This is a genomic window from Actinomadura parmotrematis, assembly GCF_019458805.1.
GTDB lineage: Bacteria > Actinomycetota > Actinomycetes > Streptosporangiales > Streptosporangiaceae > Spirillospora > Spirillospora parmotrematis.
Map to the genome: position 1 here is coordinate 39,398 of NZ_JAIBOA010000037.1, position 16,111 is coordinate 55,508.

Annotated in this window: 13 protein-coding genes and 1 pseudogene; 9 read left to right on the forward strand and 5 right to left on the reverse strand. The window is 72.4% G+C overall.

The features are described 5' to 3' along the window. Positions 1 to 17: 17 nt before the first annotated feature. Together K1Y72_RS35100 and K1Y72_RS37690 are read right to left on the reverse strand one after the other, a co-directional pair. Positions 18 to 1,562: a long-chain-fatty-acid--CoA ligase gene (locus K1Y72_RS35100; RefSeq protein WP_220170854.1), complete on the reverse strand. Its 1,545-nt coding sequence runs from the start codon at positions 1,560 to 1,562 to the stop codon at positions 18 to 20. Positions 1,563 to 1,838: 276 nt separating this feature from the next. After that, positions 1,839 to 2,012: pseudogene (locus K1Y72_RS37690) on the reverse strand (hypothetical protein); the annotation flags it as partial. 85 nt (positions 2,013 to 2,097) lie between these two features. Here K1Y72_RS37690 and K1Y72_RS35110 point away from each other — a divergent pair. Continuing rightward, a complete protein-coding gene (locus tag K1Y72_RS35110) occupies positions 2,098 to 2,715 on the forward strand; it encodes a zinc ribbon domain-containing protein (RefSeq protein ID WP_220170855.1) in 618 nt (205 codons plus the stop codon). Positions 2,716 to 2,913: 198 nt separating this feature from the next. Continuing rightward, entirely contained in the window at positions 2,914 to 5,388 is a 2,475-nt protein-coding gene (leuS, locus tag K1Y72_RS35115) for a leucine--tRNA ligase (RefSeq protein WP_308287383.1), read from the forward strand. Positions 5,389 to 5,527: 139 nt separating this feature from the next. Here the strand turns inward: leuS and lexA are convergent, their stop codons facing one another. Beyond that, positions 5,528 to 6,220 carry a transcriptional repressor LexA gene (lexA, locus tag K1Y72_RS35120; protein WP_220170857.1) on the reverse strand — a complete coding sequence of 231 codons (693 nt, stop codon included), beginning with the start codon at positions 6,218 to 6,220 and terminating at the stop codon, positions 5,528 to 5,530. Positions 6,221 to 6,449: 229 nt separating this feature from the next. Here lexA and K1Y72_RS35125 point away from each other — a divergent pair, with 229 nt between their 5' ends. The 6 genes from K1Y72_RS35125 (at position 6,450) to K1Y72_RS35150 (ending at position 12,977) form a co-directional block, all read left to right on the forward strand. Further along, entirely contained in the window at positions 6,450 to 6,968 is a 519-nt protein-coding gene (locus K1Y72_RS35125) for a LysM peptidoglycan-binding domain-containing protein (RefSeq protein WP_220170858.1), read from the forward strand. A gap of 276 nt (positions 6,969 to 7,244) precedes the next feature. After that, positions 7,245 to 7,721 (forward strand): transcriptional regulator NrdR, encoded by a 477-nt coding sequence (gene nrdR, locus K1Y72_RS35130; RefSeq protein ID WP_220170859.1) that lies wholly within the window; start codon positions 7,245 to 7,247, stop codon positions 7,719 to 7,721. Positions 7,722 to 7,845: 124 nt separating this feature from the next. Then, entirely contained in the window at positions 7,846 to 10,698 is a 2,853-nt protein-coding gene (locus tag K1Y72_RS35135; RefSeq protein ID WP_220170860.1) for a vitamin B12-dependent ribonucleotide reductase, read from the forward strand. A 910-nt stretch (positions 10,699 to 11,608) separates the two neighbouring features. Continuing rightward, entirely contained in the window at positions 11,609 to 12,322 is a 714-nt protein-coding gene (locus K1Y72_RS35140) for a hypothetical protein (RefSeq protein ID WP_220170861.1), read from the forward strand. Between the two features lie 123 nt (positions 12,323 to 12,445). Then, positions 12,446 to 12,613, forward strand: a complete 168-nt coding sequence (locus K1Y72_RS35145) for a hypothetical protein (RefSeq protein WP_220170862.1) — start codon at positions 12,446 to 12,448, stop codon at positions 12,611 to 12,613. 64 nt (positions 12,614 to 12,677) lie between these two features. Then, positions 12,678 to 12,977, forward strand: a complete 300-nt coding sequence (locus K1Y72_RS35150; RefSeq protein WP_220170863.1) for a hypothetical protein — start codon at positions 12,678 to 12,680, stop codon at positions 12,975 to 12,977. Here K1Y72_RS35150 and K1Y72_RS35155 read toward each other — a convergent pair whose 3' ends face one another. Further along, positions 12,978 to 13,295, reverse strand: a complete 318-nt coding sequence (locus K1Y72_RS35155) for an ArsR/SmtB family transcription factor (RefSeq protein WP_220170864.1) — start codon at positions 13,293 to 13,295, stop codon at positions 12,978 to 12,980. It lies immediately after the preceding gene. Positions 13,296 to 13,386: 91 nt separating this feature from the next. Between K1Y72_RS35155 and K1Y72_RS35160 the strand changes: the two genes are divergently transcribed. Continuing rightward, positions 13,387 to 14,397 carry a zinc-dependent alcohol dehydrogenase family protein gene (locus K1Y72_RS35160; RefSeq protein ID WP_220170865.1) on the forward strand — a complete coding sequence of 337 codons (1,011 nt, stop codon included), beginning with the start codon at positions 13,387 to 13,389 and terminating at the stop codon, positions 14,395 to 14,397. On the opposite strand, the gene K1Y72_RS35165 is transcribed toward K1Y72_RS35160, so the two are convergent. Next, on the reverse strand, positions 14,390 to 15,793 hold the full coding sequence (locus K1Y72_RS35165) for an OmpA family protein (protein ID WP_220170866.1): 1,404 nt from the start codon (positions 15,791 to 15,793) through the stop codon (positions 14,390 to 14,392). The two genes, K1Y72_RS35160 and K1Y72_RS35165, sit on opposite strands and share 8 nt — an antisense overlap. Positions 15,794 to 16,111 lie beyond the last annotated feature (318 nt).

Below are 16,111 nucleotides of genomic sequence, written 5' to 3' on the forward strand. Positions count from 1 at the left end.
GGGGCCGCGCGGCGCGGCTAGCGGAGCTCGCGCTTGAGGATCTTGCCGGTGGCCGTCATCGGGAGCTCGTCGCGGAACTCCACCAGGCGCGGGTACTTGTAGCTGGCGAACTGCTCCTTGCCCCAGGCGACCAGCTCGTCCTCGGTCACCGTCGCGCCCGGCTTGCGGATCACGTACGCCTTGATCTCCTCGCCGTGCGAGTCGTGCGGGACGCCGACCACGGCCGCGAGCGAGACGCCGGGGTGGGTCATGAGGACCTCCTCCAGCTCGCGCGGGTACACGTTGTAGCCGCCCCGGATGATCATGTCCTTGGAGCGGTCGATGATGTAGTAGTAGCCCTCGTCGTCGCGGCGGGCGACGTCGCCGGTGCGGAACCAGCCGTCGCGGATCGCCGCCTCGGTCGCGTCGGGCCGGTTGTAGTAGCCCTTCATGATGTTGTGGCCGCGGATCGCGATCTCGCCGGGGCCCTCGCCCTCGACCGTCGTCCAGTCGTCCTCGATCAGCTTCATCTCCACGCCCCAGACGGGCAGGCCGATGGAGCCGGGCTTGGTCGGCCGGTCGGGCCGGTTGAAGGAGGCGACCGGGGAGGTCTCCGACAGGCCGTAGCCCTCCAGGACGTCCACCCCGAACTTGGCCTTGACGCCCTTCAGCACCTCCAGCGGCAGCGACGCGCCGCCCGCGACGGCCACGTTGAGGTTCCGCGAGATCGCCTCGACGTCGGCGGGGTCGGTGTCGTCGGCGAGCAGCGCCCAGTACATGGTGGGCACGCCCGCGAAGATGTTGACCTTCTCGTCCACCATCAGCCGGACCGCCTCCTTGGCGTCGAACCGCGGCTGCAGGACGAGGGTGCCGTGCCGGTAGAACCCGACGTTCATCACGCAGGTCTGGCCGAAGATGTGGAACAGCGGCAGCGTCACCAGCGAGGTGTCGTGCGCGGTCTTGGCGAACAGGGTGTCGTCCACCATCGCGTTGGTGAGCAGGTTCAGGTGCGACAGCTCGGCGCCCTTGGGCTGGCCGGTGGTGCCGCTCGTGTAGATGATCACGGCGGTGTCGGTCGGCTCGGTGAGCGCGCTGTCGAAGGTGGCCGGCTGCCCGTCCAGCGCCGCCCAGAACAGCTCGGCGCCCTCGATCGGCGACTCGGTGGTGGCGAGGCTCGCGGGCAGCAGGAAGAAGTGCTCGCAGCCCTCGGCCCGCCCGAACCCGGCGTGGCCGCTCTCGCCGAGGGGCAGCTCGGGGGTGCCCTCGAAGCAGAAGAACGCCTTGGCGTCGGAGTCGTCGAGGTGGTAGGCGATCTCGCGCGGCTTCAGCAGCACGTTCAGCGGGACGACGACGGCGCCGGCCTTCAGCGCGCCGAAGTACACCATCGGGAAGTAGGGCAGGTTCGGGGAGGCGAGCGCGACCTTGTCGCCGGGCTTCACGCCGCGCGACACCAGCAGGTTCGCGACCTGGTTCGCGACGGCGTCCAGCGTCGCGTAGGAGAGCCTGATGTCGCCGAACACCACGGCGTCCCGGTCGGGGGTCTCCCGGGCGGCGTCCTCAAGGAGCACGGACAGGTTCAGCATGGCTCTCCTCGCACAGGGTTCGGCGTCGACGCTTGTCACCAGGCGTTTATTACCGGTGAGTGTATGAGCGGTTCCGCACATCCTGGTACATGGCACCCGCCCGCGCCATCCCCGACCAGCCCAGGTGAGGGCGTGCTCCGGCGGGGACGGCCGGGGGGGTGGGCGGTGCGGGGAGGGTCGGCCGAGGTCGACGTCGGCGCAGGAGTAGAAGGCGTTGCCGGTGTCGGCGATGTCCCAGACCGCCGGCAGCAGGTGGCGGCCGTGCTGGGCGGGGTTCCAGCCGCTCCTGGTGAGGAAGTAGCGGAAGGACGTCGTCGCGTGGATCGCCGTCAGCTTCCAGGTGAAGGTGTACGCGCTGCGGCTCGGCGGGCCGGTGGTGTGGCCGTGCGCCAGGGCGGGCCCGGCGGCGGCGAGGGGGAGGTCCTCCTTTCGTATAGGAAAGTTTCCTATTTAACTGGAGGGCGACCGCCGTCCGGCCGGCTGCCAAGGCCCGGAGCGGCTAGGCTGGTCGGCCCCCGCGGACAAGGAGTGACGGGTGCTCATCATCTTCGGCCTGCGCGTCCTGCTCGGCACGATCGGCACGGGCGTCTTCCACTGCCCCCAGTGCGGCGGCGACCGGGAGTACCGGCTGCGGCGCGGCCGCAACTGGTTCACGCTGTTCTTCATCCCGGTGATCCCGCTGAACCGCACCGGCGGCGAGATCGTCGAGTGCGGCACCTGCCACGGGCGCTGGACGCCCGGCGTCCTGACCGTCCCGACGGCGGCGCACCTCGCCACCGTGCCCGCCACGCTGGTGCGCCTCGCCGTCGCCCAGGCGCTGCGGTCGGGCGACGTCACCCACGGCCCGGCCCGCGACCGCGCGGTCGCCGCCGTCCACCGGGCCGGCGACCCGGCCTACGACGGGACCGTCCTCGACGCCGACATGGCCCGCCCCTTCGACCAGGTGCGCGCCGAGATGGCCCGCGGCGCGGGCGTCCTCGCCCCGCAGGTCCGCGAGGACGTGCTGCGCGCCGCCGCCGAGGTCGCCCTCGCCGACGGCCCGCTCACCGTCTCCGAGGAGGAGACCCTGGGCGCCGTCGGCGCCGACCTGGACCTCACCCGCGTCCAGGTGACCGGCGTGCTCGCCCTCGCCCGCCAGGACGGCGGCCGCTGACCGCCGTCCCTTCCTGCCGGGGACGTGAGGCCCGGCGGGAAGGGTTGCCGCTGCGATAGTCTGTTGGTATGCGAGCCCGGCTGCTCCTTAGCTGACCGCGGCGGCGGACTGAGACGCCACCGCGGTGACCCCTCCTGCGCGAGGGGTTCTTCTATGTCAGCGGCAGCCCATTCGACCTTTCGTGAAGGACCGGAGCCAGTGACCGTGAGCAGCGACGAGCAGTACGACCCGCGGGCAGTTCAGGACAAGTGGCAGGCCCGCTGGGAACAGCTCCGGCCGTTCCGGGCCGACGACGCCGACGGCTCGCGCGAGCGCCGCTACACCCTGGACATGTTCCCCTACCCCTCGGGCGACCTGCACATGGGCCACGCCGAGGCGTTCGCCATCGGCGACGTGCCCGCCCGCTTCGCCCTGCAGCGCGGCTGCAACGTGCTGCACCCGATCGGCTGGGACTCCTTCGGCCTGCCCGCCGAGAACGCCGCGATCAAGCGCGACTCGCACCCGTCGGAGTGGACCTACGCCAACATCGAGACGCAGGCCGCCTCGTTCCGCCGCTACGCGCCGTCCTTCGACTGGTCGCGGCGGCTGCACACCTCCGACCCCGAGTACTACCGGTGGACGCAGTGGCTGTTCCTGCGCTTCTACGAGCGGGGCCTCGCCTACCGCAAGGGCGGCCAGGTCAACTGGTGCCCGAACGACCAGACGGTGCTGGCCAACGAGCAGGTCGTCGGCGGGCACTGCGAGCGCTGCGGCGCGCTGGTGGAGAAGCGGGTGCTGACCCAGTGGTACTTCAAGATCACTGACTACGCGGACCGGCTGCTGGACGACATGGCGCAGCTGGAGGGCGGCTGGCCCGAGCGGGTGCTGCTGATGCAGCGCAACTGGATCGGCCGCTCCACCGGCGCCGACGTCCACTTCGCCATCGAGGGCCGCGCCGAGCCCGTCACCGTCTACACCACGCGCCCCGACACGCTGTTCGGCGCCACCTTCATGGTCGTCGCCGCCGACGCCGCGCTGGCCGAGGAGATCGTCGCGCCCGAGCGGCGCGCCGCGTTCGAGGCCTACCGGGACGAGGTGTCGCGCGAGAGCGAGATCGAGCGGCTGTCCAGCGAGCGCGAGAAGACCGGCGTCTTCCTCGGCCGCTACGCCGTCAACCCGGTGACCGGCGACCGCATCCCGGTCTGGGCGTCGGACTACGTGCTGGCCGAGTACGGGCACGGCGCGATCATGGCGGTGCCCGCGCACGACCAGCGCGACCTGGACTTCGCGCTGAAGTTCGGCCTGCCGGTCCGCGTCGTCGTGGAGACCGGGCAGCCCGACCCGGCCGAGACCGGCGTCGCGACCGCCGGCGACGGCGCCCTGGTCAACTCCGGCCCGGTCGACGGGCTGGCCAAGGCCGAGGCGATCGAGCGGATCACGCAGGTGCTGGAGGAGCGCGGCACCGGCAAGGCCGCCGTCAACTTCCGGCTGCGCGACTGGCTGGTCTCCCGGCAGCGCTTCTGGGGCTGCCCGATCCCGATCGTGCACTGCCCGTCCTGCGGCGAGGTCCCCGTCCCCGACGAGCAGCTGCCGGTGCGGCTGCCGGAGAACCTGCGCGGCGCCGACCTGGCGCCCAAGGGCACCTCGCCGCTCGCCGCGGCCGAGGACTGGGTCAACGTCGACTGCCCCAAGTGCGGGGGCGCCGCCAAGCGCGACTCCGACACCATGGACACCTTCGTCGACTCGTCCTGGTACTACTTCCGGTACTGCTCGCCGACCTACGAGGACGGCCCGTTCGACGTCGAGGCGGTCCGCCGCTGGATGCCGGTCGACCAGTACACCGGCGGCGTCGAGCACGCCATCCTGCACCTGCTGTACAGCCGGTTCTTCACCAAGGTCCTGTACGACATGGGCATGGTGGACTTCACCGAGCCCTTCGCGCGGCTGCTCAACCAGGGCCAGGTGATCCTGAACGGCAAGGGCATGTCCAAGTCCACCGGCAACCTGGTGGACCTCGGGGAGCAGATCGAGGAGTCGGGCGTCGACGTCGTCCGGCTGGCGATGCTGTTCTCCGGGCCGCCCGAGGACGACATCGACTGGGCGGACGTGTCGCCGTCCGGCATGTACAAGTTCCTGGCCCGCGTGCACCGCATCGCGGCCGAGGTGACGTCCGCGCCCGGCACCGACCCGGCCGGCGGCGACGCCGAGCTGCGCCGCGCCACGCACCGCGCCGTCGACGAGGCGACCGCGATGATCGAGGCGAACCGCTTCAACGTGGCCATCGCGCGGATCATGACGCTGGTCAACGCGGCCCGCAAGGCCATCGACTCCGGTCCCGGCGCCGGCGACCCGGCGGTCCGCGAGGCCGCCGAGACGATCGCGCTGATGCTGTCGCTGTTCGCGCCCTACACCGCCGAGGAGGCGTGGGAGGTGCTCGGGCACGAGGCGCCGGTCGTCCGGGCGGGCTGGCCGGCCGCCGACCCGGCGCTGCTGGTCGAGGAGGCCGTCACCTGCGTCGTGCAGGTGGCGGGCAAGGTCCGCGACCGGCTGGAGGTGGCGCCGTCCATCGGGGAGGCCGAGCTGGAGCGGCTGGCGCTGGCCTCGCCGAAGGTGGCCGAGGCGCTCGGCGGCGCGGGCATCGCCAAGGTCATCGTGCGCGCCCCCAAGATCGTGAACATCGTGCCGCAGCGCTGAGGCGGCGGGTGCGGCGCCCGATCCGGGGCGCCGCGCCCGCGGCACGTCCCGGCGGGCGGCGTGCGGGCACGGCTGCGACCCCGGGCGGCGGGGGGCCGGCCGGGGTCGTGGCGGGGCGGTCAGGAGCGGCGGGCGCCGGCTACATCTTGCGGAGGACGGCGACCACGCGGCCGAGGACCGACGCCTCGTCGCCCGGGATGGGCTCGTAGGCGGCGTTCTGCGGCATCAGCCAGATGTGGCCGTCCTTGCGCTTGAAGGTCTTCACGGTGGCCTCGCCGTCGATCATGGCGGCGACGATGTCGCCCTGCTCGGCGACCGGCTGCTGGCGGACCACGACCCAGTCGCCGTCGGCGATGGCGGCCTCGATCATCGAGTCGCCGCTCACCTTCAGCAGGAAGTGGGTGCCCTCGCCGACGAGCTGCTTCGGCAGCGTGAAGACGTCCTCGACGGCCTCCTCGGCGAGGATCGGGCCGCCGGCGGCGATCCGGCCGACGAGCGGCACGTAGGCGGGCGCCTGGCGGACGGCGGGGTCGGTGACGGCGTCGAACGGCTCGTCCTCGGTGCGGACGGGGGTGGCGCCCGGGACGCGCACCTCGACGGCGCGGGGACGGTTCGGGTCGCGGCGGAGGAAGCCCTTGCGCTGGAGCGTGCGCAGCTGGTGCGAGACGCTGGAGGTGCTGGTCAGGCCGACGGCCTCGCCGATCTCGCGCATCGACGGCGGGTAGCCGCGGCGGTTCACCGAGTCGCGGATGACCTCCAGCACCATGCGCTGGCGCTGGGTCAGGCCGGTCTCGTCGCTGGGACCGTCGGGCAACTCCCGGACCTTGCTCATCGCTCGCTCTCCTCCTGGCGCTGGGGACCGTCACTCCTTGTCATGAGACGGTATCGCGTTCCGGCCGGATGATCAAACAATTGTTCGAAGACGGTGCTCGCCACGGGGGTGCGTCCTGTTGTAGAACATCGTACAGGCGTTCGATCGAAAATCCATTCGAGGGTCGGGATCGTCGGCAGGTCGCGAGGGGGTACCCGGGATGAGCGGCGCACTTCGACGGGGGCACGCGGTGGCGTACAGCGCGGCGGGACGCTGCGGTCCGGCGCGCCGCGCGGGGGCGGGCGGCGTCCGCGCGGGCGGCGCGCGTCCGGGGGAGGGGCCGCGGCGGCTACGCCTTGTAGAGGACTGCACGGGCGTCCCGGAGGCCGCGCCGGAGCCGGCGGAGGCCCCGGCGCCGGCGCCGCGCGAGCGGCGGCCGTCCGCGCCCCCGCAGGGCCTGCGACTCACCCGGCGCGGGCGGGTGGTGCTCGTCACATTCGTGGCCGCGGTGCTGCTCGCGGCCCTGTGGGCGACGGCGGGCCGCGGCGCGCGGGCCGGGTCGGGCGCGCGTCCGGCGAGCGACCGGGCCCCCGGCGGCCCTAGGGTGGTCTCCGTCGTGGTCGGGCCCGGCGACACCCTCTGGGACATCGCGCTGCGGACCGATCCGCACGCCGATCCGCGCCGCACCGTCCGCCGCATCAGCGATCTCAACGGCCTGTCCGGGTCCATCGTCCAGCCCGGCCAGCGGCTGCGCGTGCCCGCACGCTGATCGCCCCCCGGATCCCGGGTGTCCGCGCAGGTCGGGGCGGGTACGGGCGCGGTACGGCGATCACCGCCCGTGATCGTCCGATCGCGACACGCCGGGCGGGCCGCGCGCAGGCCCGATGTGACCAGGGTCTACGCGCGGGGCCGGTGATCCAGGTTGCGAAGCCCCCGGCCGCGTTCTACGGTTGACCACAACATCTAGTAGTTACACCGATGTGATTAACCACAGGTTGTGTTCCTGTGGAGCCGGCGTCGGTGCGGTCAGGGAGGGGAGGGCGCGGTGCACTGCCCGTTCTGCCGCAACCCCGACACCAAGGTCATCGACAGCCGCTCCACCGACGACGGGGCCGCGATCCGGCGGCGCCGCTCGTGCCCGGAGTGCGGCAAGCGGTTCACGACCCAGGAGAACGTGCTCCTCATGGTGGCCAAGCGCAGCGGGGTCACCGAGCCGTTCTCCCGAGACAAGATCATCGCCGGGGTGCGCAGGGCCTGCCAGGGCCGCCCGGTCGACGAGGATGCGCTCGCCAAGCTGGGGCAGCGGGTGGAGGAGGCCCTGCGGGCGACGGGGGCCGCGGAGATCCCCTCGCACGAGGTGGGACTCACGATCCTCGGCCCGCTCGGCGAACTCGACGAGGTCGCCTACCTGCGCTTCGCCTCGGTGTACCGGGGCTTCGAGTCGCTGGACGACTTCGCCCGGGAGATCGACGTGCTGCGCCGCGCGGCCGGCCCCTCGGGGACCGCGCCGCCACCGCGCTGACGCACCAACTGCACAGGCGTTCATTCGACTTTCGCGAGAGCGCCCCCGGCCGCGGTAACGGGCCGGGGGCGGAACCAGTTGTTCCTGGACAGGGCCCGGCGGGAGGGCCCGGAGGGGGTAGGCCATGACGGAGACGGCGAGCTCGGCGGTCCGGCGCGGCAAGGGGGGCCGCAAGGGGCTGAAGATGGAGCGGATCTTCACCACGCCCGGCGTGCATCCGTACGACGAGATCCGCTGGGAGCGTCGTGACGTCGTCATGACGAACTGGCGCGACGGCTCGGTGAACTTCGAGCAGCGCGGGGTGGAGTTCCCCGACTTCTGGTCGCTGAACGCGGTCAACATCGTGACCTCCAAGTACTTCCGCGGCGCCGTCGGCACGCCGGCCCGCGAGTGGAGCCTGAAGCAGCTCATCGACCGCGTCGTCCGCCGCTACGTCGACACCGGCCTGGAGCACGGCTACTTCGCCGGCCCCGAGGACGCCGAGATCTTCGAGCACGAGCTCACCCACGCGCTGGCCCACCAGATGTTCAGCTTCAACTCGCCGGTCTGGTTCAACGTCGGGACGAAGTCGCCGCAGCAGGTGTCGGCCTGCTTCATCCTGTCGGTCGACGACACGATGGAGTCGATCCTGGAGTGGTACAAGGAGGAGGGGATCATCTTCAAGGGCGGCTCCGGCGCCGGCCTGAACCTGTCCCGCATCCGCTCCTCCAAGGAGCTGCTGTCCTCCGGCGGCACCGCCAGCGGCCCCGTCTCGTTCATGCGCGGCGCCGACGCGTCCGCCGGAACGATCAAGTCGGGCGGCGCCACCCGCCGCGCCGCCAAGATGGTCGTGCTGGACGTCGACCACCCCGACATCGCCGAGTTCATCGAGACCAAGGCGCGCGAGGAGGACAAGATCCGCGCGCTCCGCGACGCCGGGTTCGACATGGACCTCGGCGGCCGCGACATCGGCAGCGTCCAGTACCAGAACGCCAACAACAGCGTCCGGGTGTCCGACGAGTTCATGCGCGCCGTCGAGTCCGACGGCGAGTTCGCGCTGCGCGCCCGCATGACCGGCGAGGTCGTCGAGACCATCAGGGCCAAGGACCTGTTCCGGCTCATGGCCAAGGCCGCCTGGGAGTGCGCCGACCCCGGCATCCAGTACGACGACGTCATCAACGACTGGCACACCAACCCCGAGACGGGCCGCATCACCGCGTCCAACCCGTGCTCGGAGTACATGTCGCTGGACAACTCCTCCTGCAACCTCGCCAGCATCAACCTGCTGAAGTTCCTCGGCGAGGGCGACGTCTTCGACACCGAGCGGTTCGTCCGGCTCACCGAGCTGATCATCACGGCGATGGACATCTCCATCACCTTCGCCGACTTCCCGACCGAGCCGATCGCCCGCACCACCCGCGACTACCGGCAGCTCGGCATCGGCTACGCCAACCTCGGCGCGCTCCTCATGGCGACCGGCCACGCCTACGACTCCGAGGGCGGCCGCTCCCTCGCCGCCGCCATCACCTCGCTGATGACCGGCGTCGCCTACCGCCGCTCCGCCGAGCTCGCCGGCGTCGTCGGCCCCTACGCCGGCTACGCCCGCAACGCCGAGGCGCACAAGCGCGTCATGCGCAAGCACGCCGCCGCCAACGACGAGGTCCGCACCCTCGACGAGATGGACAGGTCCATCCTCGCCGCCGCGGCCAAGCAGTGGCAGGAGTGCCTGAAGACCGGCGAGAAGAACGGCTACCGCAACGCGCAGGCGTCGCTGCTCGCCCCGACCGGCACCATCGGCCTGATGATGGACTGCGACACCACCGGCATCGAGCCCGACCTCGCGCTGATGAAGTTCAAGAAGCTCGTCGGCGGCGGCTCCATGCAGATCGTCAACCACACGGTGCCGCGCGCCCTGGCCAAGCTCGGCTACCAGCAGGAGCAGGTCGAGGCGATCGTCGAGTACATCGCCGAGCACGGCCACGTCGTCGACGCGCCGGGCCTCCGCCCCGAGCACTACGAGGTGTTCGACTGCGCGATGGGCGACCGCACCATCAGCCCGATGGGGCACGTGCGGATGATGGCGGCGGTGCAGCCGTTCCTGTCCGGCGCGATCTCCAAGACCGTCAACATGCCCGAGCAGGCCGCGATCGAGGACATCGAGAAGGTCTACTTCGAGGGCTGGCGGCTCGGCCTGAAGGCCCTGGCGATCTACCGCGACAACTGCAAGGTCGGCCAGCCGCTGTCGGCCGCGGGCAAGAAGGAGGAGGCGAAGCCGGAGACGGCCGCCGCCGCGCCCGCCGAGGTCCGGCCCGTCCGCCGGCGCCTGCCGAAGCAGCGCCCGGCCACCGTCACCCGCTTCTCCGTCGCGGGCGCCGAGGGCTACATGACCGCCTCGTCCTACCCCGACGACGGCCTCGGCGAGGTCTTCCTCAAGCTCGGCAAGCAGGGCTCGACCCTCGCGGGCGTCATGGACGCCTTCTCCATGGCCATCTCCATCAGCCTCCAGTACGGCGTCCCGCTGGAGACGTGGGTGGAGAAGTTCACCAACATGCGGTTCGAGCCCGCCGGCATGACCGACGACCCCGACATCCGCATGGCGACCTCGGTGATGGACTACATCTTCCGGCGCCTGGCGCTGGACAACATGTCCTACGAGGAGCGCGCCGAGCTCGGCATCCTCACCGCCGCCGAGCGGGCGATGCAGGCCAACGGCGAGGACCCGGCGTCCCTGCACGCCGAGCCCGAGGTCGAGCACGAGACGCTCGCCCAGTCGGCCCCGACCACCGAGGCCCCGGCCGAGCCCGCCCCGGCCCCGGCGTCGGCTCCGGCCGCCCCGGCGGCGCCGTCCACCCCGGCCGGCTCGTCGATGGAGGTCATCGAGAGCCGCCAGGGCCGCACCGCCGACGCGCCGCTCTGCATGACGTGCGGCACGAAGATGCGCCCGGCCGGCAGCTGCTACGTCTGCGAGGGCTGCGGCTCCACCAGCGGCTGCAGCTGACCCTGCCCGCCGCCGCCAAGGCGCAGCACCACCCGCCGGGGGCGGGGGGCCGATCACCTGATCGGCCCCCCGCCCCCGCCGTTTCGTAGGGGCGTCGCCCGCGCCCTGCCCGAGCCGCGAAGGCACGAAGACCAGCCCACCAGCGCTCCCCGAATGATCGACTCGCCGGCCCCGCCCACCTCGCCACTTGATGAGTTCAATTGGCTCTCGGACCGGCTCATCAACAATGAAGAACCATTCCCACGCGCCGTCCGGCGGCGGTCCTCTCTCCGTCGCGCCCGGTGCGAACCGTCCCCGGGGCTCAATCGTTCGGCGGCTCCGTGAAACTCCGCCGGCTGTCCGGGCAGAGCCGCTCCTCACGCGCGATCGGTCGCCGGACACCGGAGCGCGATACGAGCAGAACGCACATCCCGGCAGTGCAGTCGCGGACCCAGCAGGGCGATCGTGGACCAGCGGCCCAACAGCACGCCGACTGGCCTGGATCACTCGCTGATCGACCGGCCTGGCCGAGACCCGTCCTTCACCCTTCCGCTATGACCACCCGGCCGCTTCTCGTTGACGTGCGGCGTGTTGCCCGATGGAAACGTTTCAACCAGGCAACACGCCGCACGTCAACATTCGATGACCGCCGGGTCACCGAGCCGCCCGGTCATCGGGGTGCTGGGCGGCGTGGTTCCTGCCGAGAGTCGAGCGGTCGGGAAGCATGGGTGGATGTCGCCGCTCGAAGGTCGTGCCGTCCGGGATTCGCCGGCGTCAGTGGTCGGGCGAGGGTGCTGATGGCCGGGATCATCCCCATGGGCGGCCGCTTCGACCTCGTTGAGCGCGACGCCAGCGGCGTCACCGCCTGCGGGTGGCTGGACCAGATCCTGCCGACGCGGTGAGCGGGGCGGCGGGGCGGTTCAATGGGGCCGTGACGCTCATGATCCGCGCTTACCGGGCCGACGCCGACACCTGGTCGTACTTCGAGGTCGGCGAGGATCTGCGGCTCGTTCGGCAGGTCGAGTCGAGGGGCTCCGCCCGTGAGCCGGTGACCGCCGCTGATCTGGGTGAGGTCCTGTGGATCCGCGATCACGCCGATCGGGGCGCGATGGCCGCCTACGAGCGCCGGTACGGCGTGCTCGCGGAAAGCGACCTGGCGGGCTGGCAGGACGCCTCGGGGACGGCGGAGATCACTGCGGTGGAGTTCGAGGAGGTGTGGGCCGCCGCGCGGTCGGTCCTGCGGGCCGTTCCGGAGGCCGGGGCGGGCGCGGGCGGGGAGCGCGGCGCGCTCATCGCGGTCTTGAGGTGCGCGAACGAGGCGTGCGAACCCGCTCGGGCCGCGCTCAGGTCCGGCGGCGACTTCGTCGTCTGGGAGGGGGCGGGCCCTGCTGAGGATCTCGCCAGGGTCTACAGGTCGAGGAGGAGGCGAACCCGGGCGCAGGGGCTCGAGACGCTCGGGCTGGATCATGCCGTGGCGACGCTGGAAGGTCTCGGCCAGGACCCGGTGCGGCTCGGGCGCATCCGGAGCAGCGATGGGGGCTGGACGTTCATCCTGTTCCTGTCGCCTGACGCCGCCGAGCTTCTGACGTGCACGGGAGTGCGGCGCAGGCGGGTGGGCGCTGAGGGCGCCGATCCCTCGTCGTGACGTTCCGGGGAAAAGGGTTGAGGTTCCAGCGGGTGGCAGGTGCAGGGTTGGGGGCCATGGACGCGAGTGCGGGGCTGGTCACCGTCGGCCGGTTGGAGCTGGTCCGGACGCTGCGGCTGCGCCGTGCGGTGCTCGCGGCGGCGGATCGTCGACGACTTCGTCGCGGAGGTCACGGCGGGCCTCGGCCCGGACGCGCCCGCGATGGGCATCGCGCGAAGCATGCGCGAGCCGCCCGAGAGTCTGCCGGACGTGCCGGCGTTCGAGCGGGTCATCGCCGCGCTCCGGGCTTAGGACTGGCAGGGGAGGTTCGCTGATGTCCCGTACCGCTCATCATCTTTCGTCCGCTCGGTCGCGGGTGGAGTTCTTCGACGTGCCCCTGTGGCGTGCTGTCGTCGTGCACGATCTGCGTTACAGCCGGGCCGGGCGTCCGCGGCCGGAGGCGGTGCGGCGGGAGGTGCGGGTCTACTCCTGGGCGCGGTTCGCCGTGCGGGATCGGGGCGTGCGCGAGGCGGCAAGGGTTTACGAGCGGCGGGAGCGGCGGCGGCTGCGGGAGGCGGTGGGTGACGCGCGGGCGTTCGTGAACGCGGGGGGTGAGGCCGCGGACGTCGATATCGCGCCGGTGCGGCATCGGCGGCGGGCGGTGGGGGAGGGCTGATCAGGCGCTGTCGGCGGTGGTGACGGCCTTGAGGAGGCCGGGGAAGGCGGCGTCGACCTCGTCGCGGCGCAGGGTGTTCATGCGGGAGGTGCCGACGTAGTACTGCCTGATCAGGCCCGCCTCGCGCAGCACCTTGAAGTGGTGGGTGGCCGTGGAGGTGCTCACCGGCAGGTCGAAGCCGCCGCAGCGCACGTCGTCGGGGGACGCGCTGAGCTGCGTGACGATGCTGCGCCGCACCGGGTCGACGAGGGCCTCCAGGACCTGCTGGAAGGGGATCGCGCTCGGGTCGGGGTGCGGGGGGATGCGGTCGTCGGCCATGGCCCGATTGTACGACAGGAATCGAAGTTTGACGATCGTCGTACTTATGTGGTCGAGTGTGATCATCACTTCTGCGCGGAAGGGCGAGACGATGGCGAAGACGGTGCTGTTCCACGAGCACGGCGGTCCCGAGGTGCTGCGGGTCGAGGACGTCGCGGTGGGGGAGCCGGGACCCGGCGAGGTGCGGATCCGGGTGGACGCGGTCGGCGTCAACCGGGCCGAGGTGCTGTTCCGCAGCGGGCACTACATCGAGCCGGTGCGGCGGTTCCCCGGCCGGCTCGGGACGGAGGCGGCGGGCGTCGTCGAGGCGGTCGGGGAGGGCGTCGAGGGGTTCGCGCCGGGACAGGCGGTCAGCACGGTCCCCGCGTTCTCGCAGAACGACCACGCGGTCTACGCCGAGCGCGCGATCGTGCCGGCGGCGGCGCTGCTGCACCGGCCGGACGGGGTCGGCGCCGTCGAGGGCGCGGCGGTGTGGATGCCCTACCTGACGGCTTACGGCGCGCTGGTGGAGGTCGGCGGGATGCGTCCCGGCGACACGGTCGTGCTGAACGCGGCGTCCAGCAGCGTCGGCCTCGCCGCGATCCACGTCGCCGAGCGGGTAGGTGCGACCGCGATCGCCCTCACCCGCACCGCCGCAAAGCGGGACGCGCTGCTCAAGGAGGGCGCCGCCGAGGTCGTCGTGACCGGCGAGGAGGACGTCGTGGCGCGGGTGCGCGCCGCGACCGGCGGGCGCGGCGCCGAGTTCGTCCTCGACGCCGTCGCCGGCCCCGGCGTGACCGACCTCGCGCGGACCGCCGCCCCCGGCGGCACCCACCTGATCGTCGGCGGGCTGAGCGGCGAGCCGACGCCCTATCCCGGCCTCGACCTCGGCATGCCCGCCCTCAGCATGCGCACCTACACCGTCCTGGAGACGACCACCGATCCCGAGCGGCTGCGCCGCGCCGCGGCGTTCGTCGCCTCGGGGGTGCGGTCGGGCGCGTTCCGGCCGGTCGTGGACCGGGTGTTCGACCTGGCGGACGCCGCCGAGGCGCACCGGTACCTGGAGTCGAACGCGCAGGTCGGCAAGGTCGTTCTCACCGTCCGGCACCCGGAGCTCACTTGACGGTGAGGCCGGTGACGGTGGCGCCGTTCTGGTCCTGCCAGGGGAGCCGGAGCTCCACCGTCGAGGTCTGCGCGGCGGGCAGGTAGGTGGCCGAGTAGATCGCGCTGTCGCCGGGGTTGAGGCGCGAGTGGGCGTCGAAGTCGGCGGTGGACGTGCAGAGGCACTCGCCGTTGGAGGTCTTCAGCGGCTCATAGCGGACGCGGGCGGCGGTGTCGTAGAGCATCACCCCGCCGACGCTGTAGGTGCGGCGCGCCTGGAAACCACCGTGCAGGCGCTCGTTCCGCTCCAGCGCGATACTGACCGACACCTCCCGGGTGCCGGTGTTGCGGAGGGTGAAGACCAGCGTGACGAGGCCGGTCGCGTCCCGGTGCAGGCTGTTCACCTCCGCCTTCAATCCGGACGCGGCGGCCGGGGTGAAGGCGCCGCTGCCGAGGACGGGCGGGGCGCCCGGCGCGAGCCGGTAGGGGGCGCCGCTGATCTGGGGTGCGGGCGGCACTGGGCGGGCGAAGGAGACGGTGGTGCGCCGGTTGTGTCGACGCCCCTCCTCGGTGTCGTTGGACGCCACTGGGCTGGCGGAGCCGTGCCCTGCGGCCGTGAACGTGATGCCCTGGCGGGTCACGTGCTGCTTCAGCCAGGTGGAGACGGCCTTGGCGCGGCGCCCCGACAGCGGCTTGTTGATGGCGTCGTTGCCGGAGGAGTCGGTGTAGCCGTCGACCTTGACGGTGGTCCCGGTGGACGCGTCGATCTGCTGGGCCACCTTCTGGAGCAGCGCCGTCGCGCGCGGCGTCAGGTCGGCCTTGTTCAGGGCGAACAGTACGTCGGACGACAGCCGCACCGCGCGCCCGCCGGGGCCGTCGTCCACGCCCTCGTCGGCGCCCTCGCTGACGCTGACGACGGGCAGGACGCGCGGCGGGGCCAGGGACGCCTGCGGCGGGACGGTCGGCCGTCCCGCCCCGGCAGCCGCCGGGGCGCCGGCGATCGGGACGTCCTGCAGCGGCACGGTGAGCGGGGCGGTGACCGTGACCCGCTGGACGGCGGCGGGCAGCGCCGGGTACACCGCGTACACGTCGAGGGAGGCGCCCGGCCGGACGCTCGTCCCGCCGAGGCCGGTGCACACGCACTCGTAGTCCTTGGTGCGCAGTGGCAGGTAGAGGTTGCCGCCCTTGGCGTCGAGCAGGCCGATGCCGCTCGCCGACGACCGCACGTTGGTGCGGGAGAGCGGGTCGCCGCCGTCGTTGTCGAGGTCGGCCGGGGTGCCGAGCTCGTTGAGGATGGTCGACGGTTCGAGGGTGCCCTGGCCGTCGTTGACGATCCGCAGGTGCGCGGTGACGGTCCGGTCGGCCTCGCGGTTCAGGGACAGGACGTCCAGGTGCGCCGCGCTGGCCTCCACCGCCATGGGCACCGAGCCGAGGGACTGCGGCGGGGCGGCCGACGACGCCGTGGCGGGCCGGGGGGTGGGGCTCTCGGTGGCCTTCCCGGTCTTTCCGTCTTTTCCGCCGCCGCATCCCGCGGCCGCGATGATGAGCGCTGCCGCCAGCGGTACGGCGGCCCGGAGCCTGCCATCACGTCCGTGCATGGGCGTCCTTTTCCGTCTCGGAGGGTGCGGGGCATGCGAAACGGCGGGGGGGGGCCCCCCGCGGGGGGCCCCCCCCCCCCCCCGGGGGGGGGGGGGGGGGCGGGGGGGGGGGGGCGGGGGGGGGGGGGGGGGGGGGCG

Bases quoted from the DNA above. Each gene is read 5' to 3' on its own strand.
- K1Y72_RS35155 (WP_220170864.1), bottom strand. From the start codon at position 13,295: ATGGCCGACGACCGCATCCCCCCGCACCCCGACCCGAGCGCGATCCCC.
- K1Y72_RS35160 (WP_220170865.1), top strand. From the start codon at position 13,387: ATGGCGAAGACGGTGCTGTTCCACGAGCACGGCGGTCCCGAGGTGCTG.
- K1Y72_RS35165 (WP_220170866.1), bottom strand. From the start codon at position 15,793: ATGGCGGTGGAGGCCAGCGCGGCGCACCTGGACGTCCTGTCCCTGAAC.
- K1Y72_RS35135 (WP_220170860.1), top strand. From the start codon at position 7,846: ATGACGGAGACGGCGAGCTCGGCGGTCCGGCGCGGCAAGGGGGGCCGC.
- lexA (WP_220170857.1), bottom strand. From the start codon at position 6,220: ATGAGCAAGGTCCGGGAGTTGCCCGACGGTCCCAGCGACGAGACCGGC.
- K1Y72_RS35100 (WP_220170854.1), bottom strand. From the start codon at position 1,562: ATGCTGAACCTGTCCGTGCTCCTTGAGGACGCCGCCCGGGAGACCCCC.